General features: G+C 72.5%; 18 protein-coding genes and 1 pseudogene. 6 read left to right on the top strand and 13 right to left on the bottom strand.

Annotation, left to right across the window (positions count from 1 at the left end; translation table 11 throughout):
- Nucleotides 1-80 precede the first annotated feature (80 nt).
- From BJP40_RS26700 to BJP40_RS26685, 4 genes are all read right to left on the bottom strand, one after another.
- Complete coding sequence (locus tag BJP40_RS26700; protein WP_071282987.1) at nucleotides 81-2,522, bottom strand: [protein-PII] uridylyltransferase; 2,442 nt, start codon at nucleotides 2,520-2,522, stop codon at nucleotides 81-83.
- Nucleotides 2,523-2,569: 47 nt separating this feature from the next.
- Entirely contained in the window at nucleotides 2,570-2,908 is a 339-nt protein-coding gene (locus tag BJP40_RS26695; RefSeq protein ID WP_071272357.1) for a P-II family nitrogen regulator, read from the bottom strand.
- Nucleotides 2,905-4,266, bottom strand: coding sequence for an ammonium transporter (locus BJP40_RS26690; RefSeq protein WP_071272354.1), 1,362 nt, complete (start codon nucleotides 4,264-4,266; stop codon nucleotides 2,905-2,907). Before BJP40_RS26690 ends, BJP40_RS26695 begins: the two co-directional genes overlap by 4 nt.
- 380 nt (nucleotides 4,267-4,646) lie before the next feature.
- Nucleotides 4,647-6,116, bottom strand: a complete 1,470-nt coding sequence (locus tag BJP40_RS26685) for a hypothetical protein (RefSeq protein ID WP_071282986.1) — start codon at nucleotides 6,114-6,116, stop codon at nucleotides 4,647-4,649.
- A gap of 437 nt (nucleotides 6,117-6,553) precedes the next feature.
- On the opposite strand from BJP40_RS26685, the gene BJP40_RS26680 reads away from it, so the two are divergent.
- The gene (locus BJP40_RS26680) at nucleotides 6,554-7,243 is read left to right on the top strand and encodes a bifunctional DNA primase/polymerase (RefSeq protein WP_071282985.1); all 690 of its coding nucleotides are present in this window, start codon (nucleotides 6,554-6,556) and stop codon (nucleotides 7,241-7,243) included.
- 115 nt (nucleotides 7,244-7,358) lie between these two features.
- Here BJP40_RS26680 and ftsY read toward each other — a convergent pair whose 3' ends face one another.
- Entirely contained in the window at nucleotides 7,359-8,585 is a 1,227-nt protein-coding gene (ftsY, locus tag BJP40_RS26675; RefSeq protein WP_071282984.1) for a signal recognition particle-docking protein FtsY, read from the bottom strand.
- A gap of 82 nt (nucleotides 8,586-8,667) precedes the next feature.
- Between ftsY and BJP40_RS26670 the strand changes: the two genes are divergently transcribed.
- A complete protein-coding gene (locus BJP40_RS26670; protein WP_079171496.1) occupies nucleotides 8,668-10,170 on the top strand; it encodes a cytosine permease in 1,503 nt (500 codons plus the stop codon).
- Here the strand turns inward: BJP40_RS26670 and BJP40_RS26665 are convergent.
- The 4 genes from BJP40_RS26665 to BJP40_RS26650 all read right to left on the bottom strand — a co-directional run bounded on the left by BJP40_RS26665 (nucleotide 10,167) and on the right by BJP40_RS26650 (nucleotide 16,492).
- Nucleotides 10,167-11,585, bottom strand: coding sequence for a sugar porter family MFS transporter (locus BJP40_RS26665; protein WP_071282983.1), 1,419 nt, complete (start codon nucleotides 11,583-11,585; stop codon nucleotides 10,167-10,169). The genes BJP40_RS26670 and BJP40_RS26665 overlap by 4 nt on opposite strands.
- A gap of 244 nt (nucleotides 11,586-11,829) precedes the next feature.
- Nucleotides 11,830-15,384 (bottom strand): chromosome segregation protein SMC, encoded by a 3,555-nt coding sequence (smc, locus tag BJP40_RS26660; RefSeq protein WP_071282982.1) that lies wholly within the window; start codon nucleotides 15,382-15,384, stop codon nucleotides 11,830-11,832.
- Between the two features lie 199 nt (nucleotides 15,385-15,583).
- On the bottom strand, nucleotides 15,584-15,796 hold the full coding sequence (locus BJP40_RS26655) for a hypothetical protein (RefSeq protein WP_071267870.1): 213 nt from the start codon (nucleotides 15,794-15,796) through the stop codon (nucleotides 15,584-15,586).
- 414 nt (nucleotides 15,797-16,210) lie between these two features.
- Nucleotides 16,211-16,492: an acylphosphatase gene (locus tag BJP40_RS26650; protein ID WP_071267868.1), complete on the bottom strand. Its 282-nt coding sequence runs from the start codon at nucleotides 16,490-16,492 to the stop codon at nucleotides 16,211-16,213.
- A 166-nt stretch (nucleotides 16,493-16,658) separates the two neighbouring features.
- On the opposite strand from BJP40_RS26650, the gene BJP40_RS26645 reads away from it, so the two are divergent.
- Nucleotides 16,659-17,567, top strand: a complete 909-nt coding sequence (locus tag BJP40_RS26645) for a CAP domain-containing protein (RefSeq protein ID WP_071282981.1) — start codon at nucleotides 16,659-16,661, stop codon at nucleotides 17,565-17,567.
- Nucleotides 17,568-17,587: 20 nt separating this feature from the next.
- Here the strand turns inward: BJP40_RS26645 and BJP40_RS26640 are convergent.
- Nucleotides 17,588-18,823: pseudogene (locus BJP40_RS26640) on the bottom strand (tyrosine-type recombinase/integrase).
- A complete protein-coding gene (locus BJP40_RS26635) occupies nucleotides 18,823-18,993 on the bottom strand; it encodes a helix-turn-helix domain-containing protein (RefSeq protein ID WP_071282980.1) in 171 nt (56 codons plus the stop codon). The pseudogene BJP40_RS26640 and the gene BJP40_RS26635 overlap by 1 nt, the downstream one beginning before the upstream one ends.
- 617 nt (nucleotides 18,994-19,610) lie before the next feature.
- Here BJP40_RS26635 and BJP40_RS34670 point away from each other — a divergent pair.
- Together BJP40_RS34670 and BJP40_RS26625 are read left to right on the top strand one after the other, a co-directional pair.
- Nucleotides 19,611-19,784 (top strand): hypothetical protein, encoded by a 174-nt coding sequence (locus BJP40_RS34670; protein WP_177204492.1) that lies wholly within the window; start codon nucleotides 19,611-19,613, stop codon nucleotides 19,782-19,784.
- 69 nt (nucleotides 19,785-19,853) lie between these two features.
- Nucleotides 19,854-20,129, top strand: a complete 276-nt coding sequence (locus BJP40_RS26625) for a hypothetical protein (protein WP_143066034.1) — start codon at nucleotides 19,854-19,856, stop codon at nucleotides 20,127-20,129.
- An 859-nt stretch (nucleotides 20,130-20,988) separates the two neighbouring features.
- Here the strand turns inward: BJP40_RS26625 and BJP40_RS35950 are convergent.
- Both BJP40_RS35950 and BJP40_RS26605 read right to left on the bottom strand, forming a co-directional pair.
- Nucleotides 20,989-21,141, bottom strand: coding sequence for a hypothetical protein (locus BJP40_RS35950; RefSeq protein WP_256220828.1), 153 nt, complete (start codon nucleotides 21,139-21,141; stop codon nucleotides 20,989-20,991).
- 207 nt (nucleotides 21,142-21,348) lie between these two features.
- Nucleotides 21,349-21,636, bottom strand: coding sequence for a hypothetical protein (locus BJP40_RS26605; protein WP_071282974.1), 288 nt, complete (start codon nucleotides 21,634-21,636; stop codon nucleotides 21,349-21,351).
- Nucleotides 21,637-21,765: 129 nt separating this feature from the next.
- On the opposite strand from BJP40_RS26605, the gene BJP40_RS26600 reads away from it, so the two are divergent.
- Nucleotides 21,766-22,530, top strand: coding sequence for a GntR family transcriptional regulator (locus BJP40_RS26600; protein ID WP_071282973.1), 765 nt, complete (start codon nucleotides 21,766-21,768; stop codon nucleotides 22,528-22,530).
- Nucleotides 22,531-23,136 lie beyond the last annotated feature (606 nt).

The raw sequence follows: 23,136 nt of genomic DNA, 5'->3' as shown, positions 1-23,136 counted from the left end.
GCCACCCGAGCCACCCGAGCCACCCGAGCCACCCGAGCCACCCGAGCCACCCGAGCCAGAACGGCCGGCTCCCTGTCCGGTCACGCCGTCGACAGCGCCCGTTCCAGGCCCCTGGCGACCTCCGCCGCCTCCTCGCCCGCGAGGGGCCTGCCGTCTCCGCTGGTCACGTACACGGTGTCCACCGCATTGGCGCCCAGCGTGCTCACGTGGGCGCTCCGCACCCGGACGTCGGCCCCCTCCAGTGCCCGGCCGATCCGGTGCAGCAGCCCGGGGGCGTCCTGAGCCCGCACCTCGATGACCGTCGCTCGGGCGGCGGAGCCCGTGGGGGCGACCGTCACCCGGGGCGGCGGGGCCTTGACGCCTCGCCGCCTCGGGTACGCGGCGTCCCGCTCCGCCAGCCGGGCCGCCACGTCCAGGGACCCGTCCAGCGCCCGTACGAGGTCGGCGCGCAGCCGCGCGGCCTGCGGGAGGGAGCCGTACTCCGCGGCGACCCGCCAGTTGAGGACCAGGACGGCGGAACTGCCGAAGGCCGGGTCCAGGTCGATGGCGCGGAGGTCGGCCGAGCGCACGGTGAGCCGGTGCAGGGCGAGGACGCCGGCGACGGCGGGGAGGACGCCCGGCTGGTCGGGCAGGGCGATGAGCAGCTCCACGCCGACCGGTTCGGGTGCGCCGTCCTGCGGGGCGGCTTCGGCGTGCAGGTCCAGGACGGGTTCGCCGGTCCGCAGGGCTTCGACGGCGAGCCGTTCCTCCGCTGCGCCGGGTGCCGTGGGCCGGGCCACCCGGGGGGCGTCCCCGGCCAGCGCGCCGGCCACCCGTTTGACGAGGTCGGCGACGAGCGAGGCCCGCCACGAGGACCAGGCGGCCGGTCCGGTAGCCAGGGCGTCCGCCTCGGTCAGGGCGTGCAGCAGCTCCAGGGTGGACACGGACCCGACCGCCTTCGCGACCGACTCGACGGTGGCCGGGTCGTCCAGGTCCCGGCGCGTGGCGGTGTCGACGAGGAGCAGGTGGTGGCGGACGAGGACGGCGAGGACGTCGGCGTCCGCGGCGTCGAAGCCGATGCGGACGGCGGTGTCCCGGGCGATGGTCTCGCCGGCGACCGAGTGGTCGCCGGGCCAGCCCTTGCCGATGTCGTGCAGGAGGGCGGCGACGAGGAGGAGGTCCGGGCGGCCGACGCGGCGGGTGAGGGCGGAGGCGCGGACCGCCGTCTCGACGAGGTGGCGGTCGACGGTCCAGGTGTGGACGGGGTTGCGCTGGGGCCGGCAGCGGACGCGCTCCCAGTCGGGCAGAAGGCGGGTGACGAGGCCCTCCGCCTCCAGGGCCTCCCAGACCGCGAGGGTCGGCTCGCCCGCGCCGAGCAGGGTGATGAGCTGCTCGCGGGCTTCCGCCGGCCAGGGCGCGGGCAGGGGTTTCGCGGCGGTCGCGAGGTGCCGTACGGCGTGCCGGGACAGCGGCAGTCCCGCCTGGGCCGCGGCGGCGGCGGCGCGCAGCGGGAGGACGGGGTCGCGTTCCGGGCGGGCGGTGCGGGCGAGGACGGCTTCGCCGTCCATCTCCACCACGCCTTCGGCGAGGGGGGTGCGTTCGGGCTGGGGTTTCGTGCCTCCGAGGAGGGCGCGCAGGCGGGGGCGGGCGGAGCGGGCGCGCAGGACGCGCTGGACGTCGCGCCAGGTGACGTCGGAGGCGTAGGCGAGGGTGCGGCCCGCCTCGTAGACCCGGCGCAGCAGAGTGTCGGCGTCGAGGACGCCGAGGGCGGCGGCGACCTGGTCCTGTTCCTGGAGGGCGAGGCGGTCGGTGGCGCGGCCGGTGGTGAGGTGGAGGGCGTCCCGGGTGTCGAGGAGGGTCCGGGTGGCGTCGGCGAGGCCGTCGCGGGGGGCGTCGGCGAGCCAGGAGGCCGCGACGGCGCGCAGGGCGGTGGCGTCGCGCAGGCCGCCACGGGACTCCTTGAGGTCCGGTTCCAGCAGGTGGGGGAGTTCCCCGGCGCGTTCGGCGCGCTCCTGGCAGAGCGCGTGCAGGGCGGGGAGGCGGGAGGGGGCCTGGTTGCGCCAGTCGGCGAGGACGGCGGTGCGCAGTGCGGCGACGAGGCCGCGGTCGCCGGCGAGGGGGCGCGCGTCGAGGAGGCCGAGCTGGACCTTCAGGTCGTCGGCCGCGGTCTTCGTGGCCTCGGCGGGGGTGCGTACGGAGTGGTCGAGGGCGAGGCCGAGGTCCCAGACGGGGTACCAGACGCGGTCGGCGAGGGCGGCGACGGCGGCGGGTTCGGCGGTGCCGTCGTGGAGGAGCAGCAGGTCGAGGTCGCTGCGGGGGGAGAGTGTGCCGCGGCCGTAGCCGCCGACGGCGACGAGGGCGGTGCCGCGGGGCGGGGCGGCGGCGGTGAAGAGGGCGGCCAGCCAGTCGTCGGTGAGGCGGGCCAGCTCGGCACGGCGCGACGGCCCGGGCCGGGCCTCCTGCTGGAGGAGGCTCAGCCGGGCCGCCGCGTAGCCGCCGGGTTGCGAGTGTTCGGTTCCTGAGGTTCCCGAGGTCTCTGACATGCCTGAGGTTCCTGAGGTGTGGTGGAGGCTCGACACCCGGCAGCTCCTTACAGTGCGTCGGGTCCGCGCTCGCCGGTGCGGACGCGTACGGCGGTCTCGACGGGGACGCTCCAGACCTTGCCGTCGCCGATCTTGCCGGTCCTGGCGGCCTTGACGATGACGTCGACGAGCTGCTCGGCGTCGTCGTCCTCGACGAGGACCTCGATGCGGATCTTGGGGACGAGGTCGACGGTGTACTCGGCGCCACGGTAGACCTCGGTGTGGCCGCGCTGGCGTCCGTAGCCGCTGGCTTCGGTGACGGTCAGGCCCTGCACTCCGAATGCCTGGAGGGCTTCCTTGATCTCGTCGAGCCGGTGCGGCTTGACGATGGCGGTGATGAGCTTCATGCGTCCACCTTCTTGTTCTGCTGTGCCGCCGCGGCGGTGTCGGCCGTGGCGAGGACGGTCTTGCGGGGGGCGGCGCCGCCACCGGCCCCGCTGAAGTCGTACGCGGTCTCGGCGTGCTCGACCTGGTCGATGCCGGCGACCTCGTCGTCCTCGCTGACGCGCATGCCGATCGTCTTGTGGATGACGAGGGCGAGGACGGCGGAGACGACCAGGGAGTAGGCGAGGACCGCGGCGACGCCGATGACCTGCTTGACGAGCTGGTCGACGCCGCCCCCGTAGAAGAGGCCCTTGGCGTCGGACTGGACGGTGCCGGTGGCGAAGAAGCCGACGAGGACCGAGCCGATGATGCCGCCGACGAGGTGGACGCCGACGACGTCGAGGGAGTCGTCGTAGCCGAGCTTGTACTTCAGGCCGACGGCCATCGCGCAGACGAGGCCGGCGATGGCGCCGATGGCGAGGGCGCCGAGCGGGGAGCAGGAGCCGCCGGCCGGGGTGATGGCGACGAGTCCGGCGACCGCGCCGGAGGCGGCACCGAGGGTGGTGCAGGCGCCGTGGCGGACCTTCTCGTAGGCGAGCCAGGCGAGGACGGCGGCGGCGGTGGCGACCTGGGTGTTCACGAACATCACGGCGCCGACGCCGTCGTCGTTGCCGAGCCACGAGCCGGCGTTGAAGCCGAACCAGCCGAACCAGAGGAGGGCGGCGCCCAGCATGACGAGCGGGAGGCTGTGCGGGCGCATCGGGTCCTTCTTGAAGCCGACGCGCTTGCCGATGACGAGGATGACGCCGAGGGCGGCGGCGCCGGCGTTGATGTGGACGGCGGTGCCGCCGGCGAAGTCGATGACGCCCATGTCGAAGAGCCAGCCGCCCTCCGCCCACACCCAGTGGGCGACGGGGAAGTAGACGACGGTGGCCCACAGCGTGATGAAGAGGACCCAGGCGCCGAACTTGACGCGGTCGGCGAGGGCGCCGCTGATGAGGGCGGGGGTGATGATCGCGAACATCAGCTGGAACACGGCGAAGACGAAGACCGGGATGGTCGTGGCGCCCCACAGTTCGTCGCGGCCGATGCCGCTGAGTCCGACGTAGTCGGAGGACCAGCCGACGACCGATCCGGTGTCGGCGCCGAAGGCGATGCTGAAGCCGTAGAGCACCCAGAGAACGGTGACGATACCCAGGCTGACGAAGCTCATCATCAGCATGTTGAGGGTGCTCTTGACGCGGACCATGCCTCCGTAGAAGAAGGCGAGGCCCGGGGTCATGAGCATCACGAGGGCGGAGCAGATCAGCATGAATCCGGTGTTGGCGGCAGAGAGCGCGGGGGCTTCGTCTGCGGCGAGCGTCAGGATGCCTGGGGACATCGCGGCGGTCTCCTCGTCGTCGGTCGGCCTGTGCGGGGGTGCGCGCCGGGAGGCTGCGCGGCTGGGAGGTGGCCGGTTATGACGCAGGAGATTCGCGCAGCGCGGTTTCCGTCGATGCCGCCCGTTGTTTCGGCCGGGTGACGAACCCTTCGGGTGTGTTACGTCACCATGAACTGCCGCATCACGGTTGGGTAACGGGGCTATCCTCTGCCCCTGTCGCTCGCGGCCGCGGGGACGGGTACCGGCCGCGGCGGTCGCACCCGTTGACCTGGCGGTGGGGGAACCGAGTCGGGCTGTACGGGGCGGACCGCCGCGGCCGGAGTCTGCGGGCGCGGGCGGGGAGGTGGCCGCGGGGGCGACCGGGGAGGCTGCGGGCGGGTTCAGACCGCTTCCGCGGACTCCGGGAGTTCGGTGGCGAGCTTCTCCGTGAGGTGGACGACTTCCTGGAGGTCCCCGAACTCCCGCGCGGCGTTGGCGACGGTCTTGCGGAGCCGGGTGTTGACGCGCTCGGAGCGGACCCGCTTGGCGACCCTGAGGGCCTGCTCCGCGTGGCCGGCGGCCTGCTCGGGCTCCCGCTTGAGGAGGTGCACGGTGGCCATGCCGACGAGGTTGAGGGCGTAGGAGCGCTGGTGCTCGTCGTCCGTCGAGAACAGGTCGACGGCCCGCTGCATGACGGGTTCGGCGAGGGAGGCGTACGTGGGGCTGCGCCCGGCGACGTAGGCGAGGTCACGGTACGAGTGGGAGTTCTCGCCGTGGAGTTCGGCCTCGGAGAAGAACCGGATCCAGTCGGGCTCGGGGTCGTCGTCGAGGGCCGCGTCGGCGAAGGTGTCCTCGGCCATGCGGACGGCACGCTTGCACTTGCTGGGCTGGCCCATGTTGGCGTAGGCCCGGGCCTCCATCGCATACAGCATGGACTGGGTCCGCGCCGTGGCGCAGTCGCGGCTGCCGTACTGGGCGAGGTGGATGAGTTCGAGGGCGTCGTCGGGCCGCCCGAGGTGGATCATCTGGCGGCTCATGGAGGACAGGATGTACGAGCCGAGGGGCTTGTCGCCGGCCTCCTTCGCGGCGTGCAGGGCGAGCACGAAGTACTTCTGGGCAGTGGGCTGGAGGCCCACGTCGTAGCTCATCCAGCCGGCCAGCTCGGCCAGTTCGGCGGCGCAGCGGAAGAGGCGCCGGGCGGTCGGGGCCGGATGGGGCTCCTGGAGGAGGTCGGTGACCTCGTGGAGCTGCCCGACCACGGCCTTGCGGCGCAGCCCTCCGCCGCACTGGGCGTCCCAGGTGCGGAACATGACGGTGGTGGACTCCAGCATCTCCACTTCGGCCCTGGAGAGCTTGGGGCGGCGGCCCGCGGCGGCGGGCTCGGCGCGGTCCGCGGCGGGGGCGGGCACGAGCCAGCGCTGCATGGGCTCGATGAGCGCGGGCCCGGCGGCGAGGGCGAGGGAGCTGCCCAGGAAGCCGCGGCGGGCGAGCATGAGGTCGCTGCGGGAGAACTCGCTGAGCAGCGACACGGTCTGCGGTCCAGCCCAGGGCAGGTCGACTCCGGAGACGGAGGGCGACTGGTGGGCGGGGCGCAGACCGAGGTCCTCGATGCCGACGACCGCCCCGAACCGTTCGGAGAACAGCTCGGACAGGATGCGCGGGATGGGCTCGCGGGGCTGCTCGCCGTCCAGCCAGCGCCGTACGCGCGAGGTGTCGGTGCTGATGTGGTGTGCGCCCATCTGACGCGCCCTGCGGTTCACCTGACGTGCGAGCTCGCCCTTCGACCAGCCGCTGCGCACGAACCACGAGCCGAGTTGCTCGTTCGGGCGCTTCCCGGTGGCCGTAGGACCGTCTGCGCCGCTGCCGCCCACTGAAAGGCCCCCATCTGCCGTGTCGCCGTGTTGCCGAACCCTTGTCGGATCACCGTGTGCCGCGGGCCGCTGCCCGGGCGCCGCCTCTGCGCACCGCCCCGCACGGGAACCCGCTTGCCTCCGGCATACCCATGAGCCAGAACGCTACCCGGAGTTCATGCACCGAAAGTAATCCTACGATCACCCGCACCGCGAGCCCGTTTCAGTAAACGCCACCATTCGCCACCCCTTCGAATGAACGCGCGGAGAGCGGGGCGCGGTTGACTTGGCGTACGGCGATCGGGAGCCGGGCGCACTGAGGCGTACCGCAGCGCGCGCGGGGTCACGCACCACCGCGGCAGCTTCTGCGTACCACCCGAACGAGGGACGACCCCACGCAGTGTCACGGCGCTACTCCGAGTCGTAACCACCGGCGAGTTCGACCCGTTGGAGGGGGCATGGGCTTCACGATCGGCGGCACGCGCATCCGCGACATGCGTTCCGGGTGGACGGGATTCACCGGATTCACGGCGTTCACGGCGTCCCGCCGCCGGGCGGCCCGCTCGGCGGAGTGCACGGCGGCGGCGGAGTACACCGGCCTGTGGGGCTGGGACGTCGTGCCGGGGACCCGCGCCTCGGCCGGTGAGTGCTCCTGCGGCGACTCCGCGTGCGCGGCCCCGGGGGCGCATCCGCTGGGCTTCGCCCCGGTGGTCCCGGCGGGCGCGCCGCTGGACGTGGTCGCGCAGACGTGGTCGCGGTTCCCGGGCGCGGCGCTGATGCTGCCGGTGGGGCGGGCGTTCGACGTGCTGGAGGTGGCGGAGCAGGCGGGCCGCAGGGCGTTGGTGCGCCTGGAGCGGATGGGCCTGCCGGTGGGGCCCGTCTGCGTGACGCCCACGGGCCGGGTGCGGTTCTTCGTGGCGCCCGGGGCGGCGGCGGAGCTTCCGCGGCTGCTGTACCGGATGGGCTGGGAGGACGCGGACCTCGACCTGCGGTGCCTGGGGCCGGGCGCGTACGTGACGGCGCCGCCGTCGGACCTGGCCGGCCTGGGGCCGGTCCGGTGGCTGCGGGCCCCCTCCCTGGACGCCCCGCACGCGCCGCAGGCGCGGCTGCTGCTCGGCACCCTGGCGTACATCTGCCACCGGGCGTGACCGGCGGGGCCCGCACAGGCCCGCACGGAGAAGCCCCGGCGCTCCGGGTGCCGCCCCCCTTCAGCGGGGAGGCGGCCGTCGGAGGGCCGGGGCAGAGCCGTCGGAGGGGCGGCGGTCAGTCGCCGAGCAGGGCGTCGACGAACGCCTCCGGCTCGAAGGGCGCCAGGTCGTCGGGGCCCTCGCCAAGGCCGATCAGCTTGACGGGCACGCCCAGCTCGCGCTGGACGGCGACGACGATGCCGCCCTTGGCGGTGCCGTCCAGCTTGGTCAGGACGATGCCGGTGATGTCGACGACCTCGGCGAAGACGCGCGCCTGGACGAGGCCGTTCTGCCCGGTCGTGGCGTCCAGGACGAGCAGGACCTCGTCCAGCGGGCCGTGCTTCTCGACGACGCGCTTGACCTTGCCGAGCTCGTCCATGAGCCCGGTCTTGGTGTGCAGGCGGCCGGCGGTGTCGATGAGGACGACGTCGGCGCTTTCGGCGATGCCCTCCTTCACCGCGTCGAACGCGACGGACGCGGGGTCGCCGCCTTCCGGTCCCCGCACGGTGCGTGCGCCCACGCGCTCGCCCCAGGTCTGGAGCTGGTCGGCGGCGGCGGCGCGGAAGGTGTCGGCGGCGCCGAGGACGACGGAGCGGCCGTCGGCGACGAGGACGCGGGCCAGCTTGCCGGTGGTGGTGGTCTTGCCGGTGCCGTTGACGCCGACGACCATGACGATGCCGGGCGTGTCGAGGTCGCTCTCGGTCTTGACCGTGCGGTCGGAGTCGGTGCCGACGAGGGTGAGCAGTTCCTCGCGCAGGAGGGTGCGCAGTTCCTGCGGGGTGCGGGTGCCGAGGACCTTGACGCGCTCGCGCAGCCGCTCCACGAGCTCCTGGGTGGGCTTCACGCCGACGTCGGCGGTGAGCAGGGTGTCCTCGATCTCCTCCCAGGTGTCCTCGTCGAGGTGTTCCCGGGAGAGCAGGGTCAGCAGGCCCTTGCCGAGGGCGTTCTGGGAGCGGGCGAGCCGGGCGCGCAGCCGGATCAGGCGGCCCTCGGTGGGGGCCGGGACCTCGACCTCGGGGGCCGGGGGCGCGGCCATGACCGGGTCTTCGAGGGCGGTCGGCTCGGTGACGATCTCGTCGGCGGTCGGGAGGCCGACCTCCTCGATCGTGCGGCGTGGTTCCTCCCGCGGGGTCTCCGCCTCCTCGCCGACGCGCGGTTCGGCGGGCGGGGCGGTGATGGTGGGGGTGGCGGTCGGCGCCTCGGGCGGCGGCAGCTGCTTGGTGCGGCGGCCGCTCACCACGAGGTAGCCGGCCGCTCCGACCGCGACCAGGGCGATGACTACAGCGAGGATGACGTATTCCATGGTGCGTCCAGTATGCGCGAGACCCTCCGGACGCCCCTGACCTCCTTGCCCGGATGTCCCCTTTTAGGGAATTCTGCGGGGAATGTACGAGAGTCGCGGGCTGGAGCCCGTGCCCGACTCCGCGCGCGTGGGCCGGGTCCGCGAACTGTTCCCCACGTGGGTGGCGGCGAACATCTCCGTCCTGCTGCTCACGATGGGCGCGAGCCTGGTGGTGCTGCACGGGCTGAACTTCTGGCAGGTGCTGGTCGTCGCGGCGGCGGCGCCGGTCGTGTCGTACGGCATCGTGGGCCTCGTCTCGATCGCCGGGAAGCGGGGCGGGGCGCCGGGCATGGCCCTGTCGCGGGCGGCGTTCGGCCAGCGCGGGAACCTGCTGCCCGGCGCGGTGATCTGGGTGGCGCGCTGGGGCTGGGAGGCCGTCAACGCGGTGACCGGCGCCTACGCCCTGCTCACCGTCGCGGATCTGCTGTTCGGGCTGCGGAACGGGGGGCTGCCGTCCGTCGTGGCGCTGCTGCTCTTCGTCGGCGGCACGTTCCTCGTGTCGGGGCTCGGGATCGGGGCGCTGCGGTGGTGCTGCCGCTGGTCGGCCTACCTGTTCGGCGCGTTCTCGCTGCTGGTGCTGGGCCATCTGGTCGCGCGGACGGACTGGGCCGGGGTGTTCGGCCGTCCGTCGGGGCCGGTGGCGCTGATGGTGGTGGGAGTGGGGACGCTCACGGCGGGGGCGATCAGCTGGGCTCCGTCGGCACCGGACTTCACCCGCTACCTGCCGCGGCGGGCGTCGGGGGCGGCGGTGGTGGGCGCGACCGTCGCGGGGGCGTTCGTGGTGGTGGTCCCGCTGGTGCTGATGGGTGCGGTGATGGCCGAGTCGCTGCCCGGGCTGGCATCGACGCGGGACCCGGTCTCGTTCATCGGGGAGCTGCTGCCGGTGTGGCTGTCGGTGCCGTACCTGCTGATCGCGCTCGTGGGGACGCTGCTGATCAACGCGCTGTCGATGTACTCGGCGGGGTTCACCGCGCAGACGCTGGGGTTCCGGCTGCCGCGGGCGTGGGCGGTGGGGCTGAACGCGGTGATCAGCGCGGTGGCGGGCGGGGTGCTCATGCTGGTGGCGCAGGGCTTCCTGGCGGCGTTCGTGTCGTTCCTGACGCTGCTGGGGGTGGCGTTCTCGGCGTGGATCGGCGTGTTCGGCGCGGACATGCTGCGCCGCGGGACGTACGACGCGGGGGCGCTGCTCGACACCTCCCGGTCGAGTGGCTACTGGTACCGGGGCGGCTTCGCGTGGTGGGCGGTGGCCGGGTGGGGGGCCGGGCTGGCGGTGGGGCTGCTCTTCACGCGGGTGGAGTGGTTCGCGGGACCGCTGGCGGGGAGCTGGCCGGGCCGGCACGGGCTGGGCTGGGTGCTCACAGCGGGGGTGGCTGCGTCGGTGTACGGCGCCGGGGCCTTGCCCGGAGGGCCCGCGCGGCTGCGGGCGCGTCCCGCGGCACGGTGGCGGGGGCGGGCGCGGGGGCCGGGAAGGCCGGCTGCCCCGGCCCGCACGGAAGAGGCGGGACGGGGCAGCCGGAAGAACGAGGAGAGGGGCAGCGGGGATTAGCCCATCTCCTCCAACGCCTTGCCCTTGGTCTCCTTCACGAACCTGAGCACGAAGGGGATGGAGAGCACGGCGAAGACCGTGTAGATGACGTACGTTCCGGACAGGTCCCACTCGGCGAGCGAGGGGAACGTGGCGGTGATGAGCCAGTTCGCGAGCCACTGGGCGGAGGCGGCGACACCGAGGGCCGCGGCGCGGATCCGGTTGGGGAACATCTCGCCGAGCAGGACCCAGACCACGACGCCCCACGACAGGGCGAAGAAGAGGACGAAGGCGTGGGCGGCGACGAGGGCGACGACGCCCTGCGTCTCGGGCAGTCTGCCGTCCACGAGTTCCGCGGAGAACGCCCACGCCTCGCAGGCCAGGGCGAGAGCCATGCCGGCGGAGCCGACGAGGGCGAGGGGGCGGCGGCCGACGCGGTCGACGAGGACCATCGCGATCACCGTACCGACGATGTTGATGATCGACGTGGTGAAGGAGTAGAGGAACGAGCTCGAGGGGTCGACGCCGACGGACTGCCACAGGGTCGCGGAGTAGTAGAAGGCGACGTTGATGCCGACGAGCTGCTGGAAGACGGACAGGCCGATGCCGATCCATACGATGGGCAGCAGGCCGAAGCGGCCGCCGAGCAGGTCCCGGAAGGTGGACCTGTGCTCGCGGTGCATCGCCTGCTCGATCTCGGCGACGCGCGCGTCGAGGTCGACGCCCCGGCCCTCGACCTCGGCGAGGACCTCACGGGCGCGCTCGCGGCGGCCGACGGAGAGGAGGAAGCGCGGCGACTCGGGGATGGCGAAGGAGAGCAGCCCGTACAGCACGGCGGGCAGGACCTCGACGCCGAGCATCCACTGCCATGCCTCCAGCCCCAGGATCTCGCCGCGCTGGCGCCCGTCGGCGCCGTTGAGGATGGCCCAGTTGACCAGCTGGGAGACGGCGATGCCGACGACGATGGCGGCCTGCTGGAAGGAGCCGAGGCGGCCGCGGTAGGCGGCGGGCGCGACCTCCGCGATGTACGCCGGGCCGATCACCGAGGCCATGCCGATGGCGAGACCGCCGACGACCCGCCACAGGGCGAGGTCCCACAGGGCGAAGGGCAGGGCGGAGCCGACGGCGCTGGCGGTGAAGAGGACGGCGGCGATCTGCATGACGCGGATGCGGCCGATGCGGTCGGCGAGGCGGCCCGCGGTCGCGGCGCCGACGGCGCAGCCGATCAGCGCGATGGCGATGACCTGGGCGAGCGTGCCGGAGCCGACGTCGTAGCGGTCGCGGATCGCCTCGACGGCGCCGTTGATGACGGCGCTGTCGTAGCCGAAGAGGAAGCCGCCCATGGCGGCCGCCGCCGTGATGAAGACGACGTGGCTGAGGTGGTCCGGGTGGGCCTGCCGGGCGCCCGGTGACGGGTGCCGCGCGGTGCTGGTCACGAGTACTCCTGGACCCGGCCTCGTCGCCGGGTGTGGGGGCGGGGCCCTTCCAGTGGCGCACAACCTCATGCCGCCCACCACTTGAAGGTGTATACAACGGTGGAGAGACTATTCCTTCAAGTTGTGAAGTCAATAGCTGGGCGGCAATGGCTTTCGCCTCACCATCTACGCCACGGTGCGGGGCGCCGTACCCATGCCGCCCCGACCTCTGAGTTCAGGAGTTGAATTGATCTTGGGTGGGTGATCAGCGCAGCCGCTGGCTGATGACCTTCGAGACGCCGTCGCCCTGCATCGACACGCCGTACAGCGCGTCCGCGACCTCCATCGTCCGCTTCTGGTGCGTGATCACGATGAGCTGGGAGCTCTCCTGGAGCTCCTGCATGATCCGGATCAGCCGCTGGAGGTTGGTGTCGTCCAGCGCGGCCTCCACCTCGTCCATCACGTAGAACGGGCTCGGCCGCGCCTTGAAGATCGACACGAGGAGCGCCACGGCGGTGAGCGACCGCTCGCCGCCCGACAGCAGCGACAGCCGCTTGACCTTCTTGCCGGGTGGCCGCGCCTCCACGTCCACGCCGGTGGTGAGCATGTCGTCCGGGTCGGTGAGCACGAGGCGGCCCTCCCCGCCCGGGAACAGGCGGGAGAACACCCCCTCGAACTCGCGGGCCGTGTCCCGGTACGCCTCGGTGAACACCTGCTCGACGCGCTCGTCGACCTCCTTCACCACCTGGAGCAGGTGCGCGCGGGTCTTCCGCAGGTCGTCGAGCTGCTCGCTCAGGAACCGGTGGCGCTCCTCCAGCGCCGCGAACTCCTCCAGGGCCAGCGGATTCACCTTCCCGAGCTGCTGGTAGGCCCGTTCGGCCGACCTGAGCCGCTTCTCCTGCTCGACCCGCACGAAGGGCCGGGGCCGGTTGCGCGGGTGCTCGGGGTCGTCGGGCAGCGCCTCGCCGTCGGCGGGCGGCGCGGGCGGCACGAGCTGGTCGGGGCCGTACTCGGCGATGAGGGCGGCCGGCTCGACGCCCAGCTCCTCCAGGGCGCGGCCCTCCAGCTGCTCGATGCGCAGCCGCTTCTCCGCGCCCAGTACCTCGCCGCGGTGCACGGAGTCGGTCAGTGTGTCCAGCTCGGCCTTCAGGTCGCGGCCCTCGGCGCGGGCGGCGGCCAGGTCCTGCTCGCGGGCGGCCTTGGCCGCCTCCGCGGCGGACCGCTCCTGCTCGGCGCGCACGAGCGACACCTCGATGTGCGCGAGCAGCCGGCGGGCGCCCGCGGCGACGGCCCCGGCGGTCTCCGCCTCGTGGCGCAGCAGCGCGCGGCGCTGCTCGGCGCGGGCGCGGGCCTCCCGCTCGGCGCGGGCGGCCCGGTCGAGTGAATCGGCGCGGCCGGCCAGGCCCTTCACCCGCTCCTCGTGGGTGCGGACCTGGAGCCGGGCCTCCATCTCGGTCTGGCGGGCGTTGGCGCCGTCCGCGTTCAGCCGGTCCCGCACCGACGTGTCGGGTTCCTCCTCCGCGGGCTCCTCCTCGGCGACGAGCAGCCGCTCCGCCAGCTCCTCGGCCTCCTCCACCGCCCGCTCCAGGGCCTCCCGGGCCCGGGCGACGGCGGCCCCGGTCCGTTCGGCCTCCCCCGCGGCGGCGCGGGCCTGACCGGCGAGGCGGGCGACCTGCTGGGCGGCGGCGGACCGCTCCCGGTCGGCGGTGCGGCGCCGCTCCCCCAGTTCCTGCACGCGCGCCTGGCAGGCCCGCCGCCGCCCGGCCGCCTCCTCCTGCCGCACGGCGAGGGCGTCGCACCGCACGGCCAGGTCGGCCAGTTCGGCGGCGGCCTCGTCGACGGACGCCTGGACCTCCAGGAGACTGGGCGCCCCGGCGGAGCCGCCCTGTGCGAAGTGGGCGCCGAGCAGGTCCCCCTCGGCGGTGACGGCGATCAGCGCCGGCCTGGCGTGCACGAGCCGTTCGGCGTCCTCCAGCGTGTCGACCACCGCGACGTCCCGCAGCAGCCTGCGCACGGCGGGCAGCAGTTCGGCGGGGCCCCGCACGAGGTCGGCGGCGAGGGTGACGCCGTCGGTGCGGCCGGGCCCCGGTACGGGCTCGGGTGCGCCGGCCAGCAGCAGCGCGGCCCTCCCCGCGTCGTGCTTCCGCAGGATCCGCAGCGCCTCGGCGGCAGCGGCGGGGCCGGTCACGGCGAGCGCGTCGGCGGCGGCGCCGAGCGCGGCGGCGACGGGCACCTCGTACCCGGGGGCGACGGAGAGCACCTCGGCGGCGGGGCCGAGCAGGCCGGCGAGCCGGTCGCGGGCGTCCAGCAGGGCACCGGTGCCGTCCTTGCGGCGCAGCCCGAGGGCGAGGGCGTCGTGGCGGGCCTGGACGGCGGCGCGGCGGCGCTCCGCCTCGGTGGCGGTCTCGCGCGCCGTGGTGAAGGCGGCTTCCGCTTCGGCCAGTTCCTGCTGGGCGGCCTCGTGGGCGGCGGTCAGCTCCGCGTCGTCCGCGTCGAGGGCGTCGGACTCCGCCTTGAGCCGCTCGTACTCCTCCTGCGCGGCGGCGGCACGGTCCCGTGCGTCGTCGCGGCCGGCCGCCAGCCGGTCGATCTCGGCCTGCGCGGCGGCGGCCCGCGAACGGGCGGCTCCGACCTGGCCGGTGAGCCGGGCGAGGCCCTCGCGCCGGTCGGCGAGGGCGCGGGCGGCGTCCTTGAGGCGCCGCTCCTCCGCCGCGAGGGACCGCTCCAGCTCGGCGCGGTGGGCGACGGTGTCCTCCAGGGCGCGCTCGGCGGCCTCCAGGGCCGCCTGCAGTTCGGCTTCCTGCTCCCGCACGCGGGCGGCCTCGCGCTCCAGGTCCTCGGGGTCGCGGCCGCGGCGCTCCTCGGGCGGTGGGGCGGTGGCGCTCCTGACGCGCGCGTCGGCGAGGGACACCGTGCCCCGGACCCGCTCGGCGAGGCGGGACAGCTCGTGCCAGGTGTGCTGGGCGCGCTGGAGGCGCGGGGTGAGGCGGCGCACCTCGTCCTCCAGGGCCGCCTCGCGCTCCAGGGCCTCCTGCAGCGCGGCTTCGGCGGCCCGCCTGCGCTCCTTCAGGGCAGCCTCGTCGTCGAGCTCCGCCTGCAGGGCCGCCCGGAGCCGTACGAGGTCGTCGGCGAGGAGCCGGAGGCGGGCGTCGCGCAGCTCGGCCTGGATGACGGCGGCGCGGCGGGCGACGGCGGCCTGGCGGCCGAGGGGTTTGAGCTGGCGGCGCAGCTCGTCGGTGAGGTCTTGCACGCGGGAGAGGTTCGCCTGCATCGCGTCGAGTTTCCGCAGCGCCTTCTCCTTGCGCTTGCGGTGCTTCAGGACGCCCGCGGCCTCCTCGATGAAGGCGCGGCGGCCGGTGGGGTCGGCGTGCAGGACGGAGTCGAGCTGCCCCTGCCCGACGATGACGTGCATTTCCCGGCCGATTCCGGAGTCGCTGAGGAGTTCCTGGATATCGAGGAGACGGCAGGTGTCGCCGTTGATCTGGTATTCGCTGGCGCCGCCGCGGAACATGATCCGCGTGATGGTGACTTCGGCGTAGTCGATGGGCAGGGCGCCGTCGGAGTTGTCGATCGTGAGGGACACCTCGGCTCGGCCCAGGGGCGGGCGGCCGGTGGTGCCGGCGAAGATGACGTCCTCCATCTTGCCGCCGCGCAGGGGTTTGGCGCCCTGTTCCCCCATGACCCAGGAGAGCGCGTCGACGACGTTGGATTTCCCGGAGCCGTTGGGGCCGACGACGCAGGTGATGCCCGGTTCGAACCGCAGGGTGGTGGCGGAGGCGAACGACTTGAATCCGCGGAGGGTCAGGGCCTTGAGGTGCACGGCGGGACTCTACCTGCCGGGTTTTGTTTGCCTCGTGAACACCGGGGGCAGATCAACGGGTGAGTCCGGCGGCGGGAGGGGCCGGGCGGTCGCCGAGGAGAAAAGAAGGAAGGGACGCCGAAGCGTCCCTTGCATATCTTTCGCGAGAACGGTTCTCACCGTCCCGCAGGTCCCGGTTCGACGGGTTGCCTGTCGGGTGTCAGGTGAGTGCAGGCTCGCTCTTGGGTACGTCGATGTCGATGCCGTCGAGCAGCGGCTCGTGGTGAGCGGCGGCGGCGGTCAGCGCGTCGTTCTCCGACTGGATCCGTACGAGCTCGGACTCCAGGTCCTGGACACGCTGCTGCAGCCGTCGCATCTCGGCGAGCAGTCGCGGGTCGGTACCGCCGACATAACCGAGAAGCGCCTTTGCCATGATGGATGGTCCTCCACAATGAGTGACCGACCGTTGCGGTTGGGTCGTGAGGGAATCGCACCCGCGGTGCTTGGCAGTAATGGGATGGTGCCGCTGCGTTCTTACTGCCACACAGCAAGGTGCGCCGGGGTTTCCAGAGTCTCACCAAAAAGTTTGACGGTCAACACGATCACGCCTCGTATCACGGGGCGACCGGGGGGTCCGCCGCCGCGCTGAGTGCGGCGGCGCCTCGCACGCGGTGGGCCGTGGGGCGTGGAGATCATCCTTGCGTGCCGGAGCGGCCGCCACAACCCCTTCTCCGCAATCACCTGCCACTTTCCGTCCCACGCGAGGGCGCGCGGTGGCGCACCCACCGCCCCCGGGGGCCTCCCGCACCCCTGCGCAGGGCCGCCCCGGAGCCTTTCGACGAGGCCGTCAGCGCATGCCGAAACCGTCGTAGCCGCCGCGCGGTGTGTCCCAGATCTCAGTGACACCGTCGACGCGCCCGGGCGTGTCGCCGGTGCGCAGCCAGTCGAGGAGACGGTGGCAATTCTCACGCGGACCCTCGGCCACGATCTGCACGCGACCGTCGTCGAGGTTGAGGGCGAAGCCGGTGAGCCCGCCGATGCGCAGGGCGTTCTCCCTGGTGAACCAGCGGAATCCCACTCCCTGCACCCGTCCGCGCACCCAGGCGGTCATCCGTACGTCGTCGTCCATGGCTGCACGCTAACCGGCCAACGGCCCCTGCTTCACTTCCGCTCCGTACGTCATGGCGTACAGTCCCCACCCAACGAGCGTCACTCGTTCGGGTGCGTCACGGCTGCACCGGTGGACGAAGGGCGCACGACACCGAGAAGCGACTGGGAGCAGGAGGGCGGAGCAGATGGGACGCCACCGACGTTCAGACGCCGCACCCGCCGCCGGCGACCACGCGGCCGGCACGGCCGGAGGCCACCGGGCCGCCGACCGCCGCCGCAGGAAGCGGGCGGCCGGACTGCCGGTACGCGGGGGCCTGCTGGGCGCCTCCGCCGCGATGGCCGTCGGCGCCGTCGCCGTCGCGTCGGGTCTGCTGCCCGGCGGGGAGACGTTCACCCTCGGCAGCGGCTCGTCGGACCGGGTGCAGCCCGACGGCAGCCCCGAACTGAACGCGCAGGGCGGCTCGACCGCCGCCGCCCCGAAGCCGTCCGCGCCGGTGTCGGCCGCCGCCCCCTCCACGAGCCCGTCGCCGTCACCCACGCCGGCGAAGGCGTCTCCGTCACCCTCGCCCACGCCGGTGAAGACGAAGACGGCGGAGCCGAAGAAGGCGTCCCCGACGCCGACGAAGGTCGCCACGACCGCGCCCCGCACGACGGCACCCGCCCCTCCCCCGCCGAAGACGACCGCGCCCGCCCCCGTGAAGACGGCGGTGAGCCGCGCGGAGGCCGCGGAGGCGGCGGTGCTGGACCTCGTCAACAAGGAGCGAGCCAAGGCGGGCTGCTCCCCAGTGCGCGCCTCCGGCGAACTGGCCTCGCTGGCACGGGCGTACAGCCAGGAGATGGCGGAGCGCGGCTTCTTCTCGCACACGGACCCGGACGGCGACTCGCCGTGGGACCGTGCGGCGCAGGCGGGCATAGAGGGCCTGGGCGGCGAGAACATCGCCCGCGGCCAGGCCGACGCGGCAGCCGTCATGGACGCCTGGATGAACAGCGAGGGCCACCGGGCGAACATCCTGAACTGCGACTTCAACACCCTGGGCGTCGGCGTGCACTTCGCTGACGGCGGGCCCTGGTGGACGCAGAACTTCGGCTTCTGAGATTTCCGCAGGTCAGCGCCCTATGAGCCCTCACGGGCCGTCTCAGGGCCGTCCTCGGTAGCCGATTCGGTCCAGACCGCGTCCACGGCAGCCCGCGTACGGGTCTCGCTCGACGGCATCAGGTGCGTGTACGTCCGCAGCGTGAAGCCCGGGTCATGGTGGCCGAGGTACTCACTCAGGGCCTTGATGCTCTCCCCCGCGTCCAGGAGCACGGACGCGTAGAAGTGCCGTAGCGCATGCATCCCGTTGTCCCGCCCCGTGACCACACCGGCGGCGCGCAGGGCCGGGCGCCACTGGCGGTCGTTGAACCGGTTGCGGTTGAGGGACAGGCCCTCGGGGCTCCGGAAGATCAGGGTGGCGGTGACCGGCGGACCGTCCAGCGACTTCCAGGGCAGCGTCACCTCAGCGGCCGGGAAGCGCGTCAGGTGGCCGGCCAACGCGAACGCGATGGACTCGGGCAGGGGAACGTCCCTCTCCTTGCCACCCTTGGGCGGTGCGAACACGGGCCTGTTGTGCAGAAGCTTCACCTGCCGGACCACGTGCACGACGCCACCGAGGAAGTCGATGTCCTCGACCGCGAGCCCGAAGGCTTCACCTTGCCGCAGACCGCATCCGGCGGCGATGTCCACGAGTGCCTGGTACCGCTCAGGCAGCGCAGTCCGCACAGCCTTGACGCGGTCGGCGGCCCACGGCTTCACCTTGCGCGGGTCCAGCCGCGGGGCCTTCACCGACCGGGCGCTACACGGGTTGACCCGTATGACCCTGTCCTCCACGGCGGCCGTGAAGACCGTGGAGACGTGAGCGAAGATCCCCCGCCGGTACGCGGCCGACAGACCGGCTTCCTCCAGGCCCCGCATTCAGAGGCGGAGGTGCGTCGGGTTAAACGACCCGATGGGGCGCTTGCCGATGTGCGGGATGGCGTGTCGGCGGAGCCGCATTTCGACGGCCTCACGTGTAGCGGGGTCCGTGATCTGCGTCTTCATCCACTGCGTGGCGTACTGCTCGAAGGTGACCTTGCCTGCCTCCGGAGCTATGTAGTCGCCGCGCGACATGTCGGCTTCGATGTTCGCCAACCACGTCTCCGCCTTGCGCTTCTGCTTGTCGGGGAAGCTCTTGGGCTTCTCCGTACCGTCCGGGCCGACGTAGCGGACGCGGTAGCGCATGCCGACCCCGTGGCGATCGGTCTTGACCTTGACCGGCTTGCCGTTCGGACGAGTCTCCGTCTTGTACCAGCGGTCCTGGATGTGCCCGGCCATCAGGCGGCTCCCTTGTCCATGAGGGACGAGACCCACGCGCGCACGTCCTCGGGATGGAATCGGAGATGTCGGCCGACACGGAACCCGCGTGGCCCGGTGTTCTTCCGGCGCCACTGGTAGACCGTCTCCACCGGGATGCCGAGCAGGTCGGCAAGGTCCACTGGGGTCAAGCCCCGGCTGCGCTCCGCTCCGCCGGGCGCGCTCCCGGCTCCGCCGCGGGCGCCGCTCCTGCCTCCGGCCCGCTCCGCCCGCGCTGCGCCGACGCGCGCCCTGGTGAGGGTTGGCCGGCGGCATGAGGTCAGAACACGTCGTGGCTGGGGCCGGTCGGTTCCACGGCTTTAGGCAGCCACCATGGGGCGAGCCTCTAAGATCATGGCCCCAACGTCGTGCTTTACCGGGCAGGTCCACAGACTGCCCGACGCGCCGGAAGCTTACGGGGCCATGATCTCTCGCCCCATGGCAGCTCCCGCCCAAAGCCGCTCCACCGACCTTGTCAGTGGCCGCCGGTAGCCTGAAAGGTTCGCAGCCACCCCCACATCTAGTGACCGGACGGCCTGACCGACCCACAAGTTGTGGTGCACGTACCCCATTTGAGCCACAAGAGGCGCTATCCTTTTTGACAGCACGAAAGACCCCAGCTCAGAAGGACTGACACGGGGTCGGTACCTGCTTGAACTGGGGTCGTGTGCGTTCCTAGGCGCCCAACGACCCTACATGGCTCAACCCTTCAGCCAGAAGTGCGGGGTCAACATCGAGCGGTATCCAGCTCGAAGGGTAGGTGATCAAGATGGCCAAGAAGCTCACGCCGGGTACGCCGGCGCCGAAGTCGGGACAGTACAAGGTCCCCGGCTCCAAGACCGAGGTCACGGCCGTGAAGGGCAAGCCCCTTCCGCCGACACCCAAGGCTGGCCAGAGTTACAAGCTCGTTGACCCGACCAAGCACAAGCCGAAGGGCAAGTGACCTGAGGGGCAGGTTCTCCGGGACCTGCCCCTCAGGCGTCCACACGACTTCCGAGCGCAAGGCGTCACGATGAAGGCATATCCGGACTACGGCCACCCCAAAGGCATGGGCGCCAGCCCCTGGTTCACCATCCGCAACGGCAAGCTGTATCCCGACTACGGCCACCCTCAAGGCATGGCTGCCAGCCCCTGGTTCACAGTTCGAGGCGACAAGCTTTACCCCGACTACGGCCACCCCAAGGGCATGGGCGCCAGCCCCTGGTACACGATCCGCAACGGCAAGCTGTATCCCGACTACGGCCACCCTCAAGGCACGGGCGCCAGCCCCTGGTTCATTCTTCGGTAGTGGCGCTTCCTCCGGGCCGCCTTCGGGCCGTCCGGGGGTACGCAAGGATGACCGACGATGACAACAACCAACGGCTAAGTCGCAGGTCGCAGCATTGATCGCCAACAAGACCGCAGGCCACGACCCCGGCCCCTCACTTCTTCGGCTTCTGAGCCGACTCGGCCGCGCACGGCGGACGACGATGTGAGGGGCCGCCTGCCTGCCAAGGCACTCTGCGGGCAGCCGGCCCGTTCACTGGGCGGTGATCACCTCCCTGCGTACCGGGCGACGCCCGTGGCAGACGCACGTGCAGCGGATCGACACGGCCGGCGGGCCTGCCAGGGGGCGCCCCCGCGCCTGAACGTACAGGTCTAGCGGAGGGGTGCAGCGGTCGCACTTGCCGATCACGCAGGCTCCGGACGTGCCGGTCCGGTGCATTTCTGCCCACGCCTCCGTGATGGAGAGGCGACGGACAGCCGCCGTGTCCCCGTCGCACGCGGTGACGGTCGGCGGCGCGCTCACAGCTTGCCGTCCGGGTTCCCGGGCCAGCCGGGCTGCCGCTCGGGGTGCGCAAAGTAGTACGGGGCGCACGTCGGGCAGCAGTAGACGGTAAACCCCGGGCCACTCGCGGAGTGGATCTCCGACACGACCATGGGCGTGTCCGTGATGTGGTGGCAGCGCACGCACATGCGGACCGGCTTGCGCTCCGCCCGCGCGCGGGGGGCCTCCCAGGTCCGCCGAAGCGCGTCCCGGTGCTCACCCTGGTGCCCGCCGGGCAGGACGCACGCCAGACGGTGAGCATCCAGGCCCGGCCGCTCCCCCGGGGGCCGCGCCCCGCACGGCTCCGTACTCGGCGGCTCGACCCGCTTCAGGTGCGCGGTCACCAGGCACCCCCCGTTCCCTGCGGGACCCGCCGGTCGAGGTCGATGCCGACGTGCGCCGTCATCACGAGCGTGAGGCGCCGCTGCTGCTGCCGACGCTCATACGAGACCGGATACGGCCGGACCAGGGCGACCGCGTCGCCGTCGAGCATCTCGCGGAGTCCGTACGGAGGTCGGGGCCACGCTGTCCATCCCCAACCGGGGCCGAAGTGCACCACCTGCCAGCGCAGGTGCCGCCCTGCCGGGGCCCCAGCGCTCGGCCGGGCATCCGCCCTCCGTCGGCCGCAGCCGGATCCGAACACCAGCCGGAGCCATGCGGCGATCCGGCGGATAGAGTCTTTCATGTCGACCTGCTCTCATCAGGTTGGCCGTGCCCCGGGAGGTCTAGCCACCTCGCCGGGGTTCTTTCGTTGTCGGACCACGATCTCCGCCCATACCGACGCGCCCTCGGCGGTCACGTCGTGGCCGTAGCGATCGGCTGCCGCCAGAGCCGCCAGCAGCTCTATGCGGGCCTCGTCCGGCAGGGGGTTCGGCAAGTCGACCTCCACCCGGGCGTGTGACGACTGGCCTCGGATCCGCGGCTCGCGCCCGGTCAGCGCTCCCAGGTAGGCGGCAAGCGCCTCGACCCGCGACCTGAAGATGCACACAGGTATCTCCCGTGAACGCGTGACCACGCTTCGTGCTCCTACTTAAGTAGCTTTCACCTCATGCAGTAGCTTGTCAATGTCGACCACAACGCACCGCCCGCCCCGGCCGGGGCAATCGGAGAGCCGCCCATGCCCCGTGAGGCTCCGTATCTGCAGGTAGCCGATGCCCTACGTGCTCGCGTCCTGGCGGGCGAATGGGCCGTGGGCGAACGACTGCCCTCTCACGCCCACCTTGCCGCCGAGTACGGCGTAGGACGGAACGTCACGCAGCGAGCTGTGGACCGGTTGATCATCGAGGGGCTTCTTGAGGGCCGGGCAGGCTCTGGCACTTACGTACGGAGGCCGCGTGAACGCATGCGCATGGTCCGCTCACGCCACCGCGAGCGCCGAGGCGGCTCCCCCTTCCGCGCGGACATGAAGGAGCGCGGGAAGTCCGGTACGTGGGAGGCTCACAGCACCGCACGCACGCCGGCACCTCAGCGGATCGCCGAGCGCCTGGCGATCGAGCCCGGGGATCTCTGCGTAGTGACTCGCTACGAGTTCATGGCCGACAGGCAGCCCGTACAGCTCTCCGAATCCTGGGAGCCCATGGCCATCACGGAGGGCACCCCGGTCGTGCTCCCGGAGATGGGACCGCTGGCCGGCATGGGGGTCGTGGAGCGGATGCGATCCATCGGCGTGGTGATCGAGACTGCCGTCGAGTTGCCCCGACCGGGTCGCGCCACCCAGGAGCAAGCCAATCTGTTGGGCATGCACCCTGGCGACCTGCTGCTGGTGATCGAGCGGACCTACTACGACACGGACGGCCGCCCTGTAGAGACCGCCGACATCGTCGTGCCGGATGTCCGGTGGGAAGTGGCGTACGAGTTCGGCATCGACCACCCCGGAGAGTGAGCGGCACGGCGTATCGGCCCCGCCTCCGGCGCGCGGCTTCGCACGACCGGTGACCCGGAAACGTTGCCGGGCGTCTCCTCCGCCACCCGACAGCCCGTCAACGCGGGCGCCCAGCGCAGCCCGGAGCACTCGCCCCCTTCTGCGGCCGGGAGAGCATGCGCCCCCGCGCGTCGACCGACGCGGCAATGCGCCCGTGCGCGCCTTCCCAGTCCGTCGACGTGCTGGAAGGCTTACGGGTTCGACAATACGGAGGCACTGGGGGGAGAAACATGGCGACGCAGTCCAGGTGTGGAGCACTGACAGAGAAGAGGACCAGGTGTCGCCGACTCGCCATGGTCGGGGCGTCGCGCTGCGACCTGCATCGCGGTGATTGGTCCGCCTACACGATCAAGAAGCGCAAGGAAGCAGAGCGCAAGGCGAGGACAAAGCACCGGAAGTGATCACAGTGGCCCGCGGACACGGGACGGTCCACCAGACCGGGGCGCTTCGTCGGAGGCTGACTGGAGGTCGGCTCCAGCCGGGCGGCGCCACCAGGATCAGCACCGGAGAGCGGTGCCGCCGAACAGCATGCGCCCACGCGCCTACCCAGGTCGGCTCCCGCACGCA

Origin of the sequence: Streptomyces sp. CC53 (assembly GCF_001865245.1) — a bacterium.
Taxonomy (GTDB): Bacteria; Actinomycetota; Actinomycetes; order Streptomycetales; family Streptomycetaceae; genus Streptomyces.
This window is presented reverse-complemented; position numbering and strand designations above follow the sequence as displayed.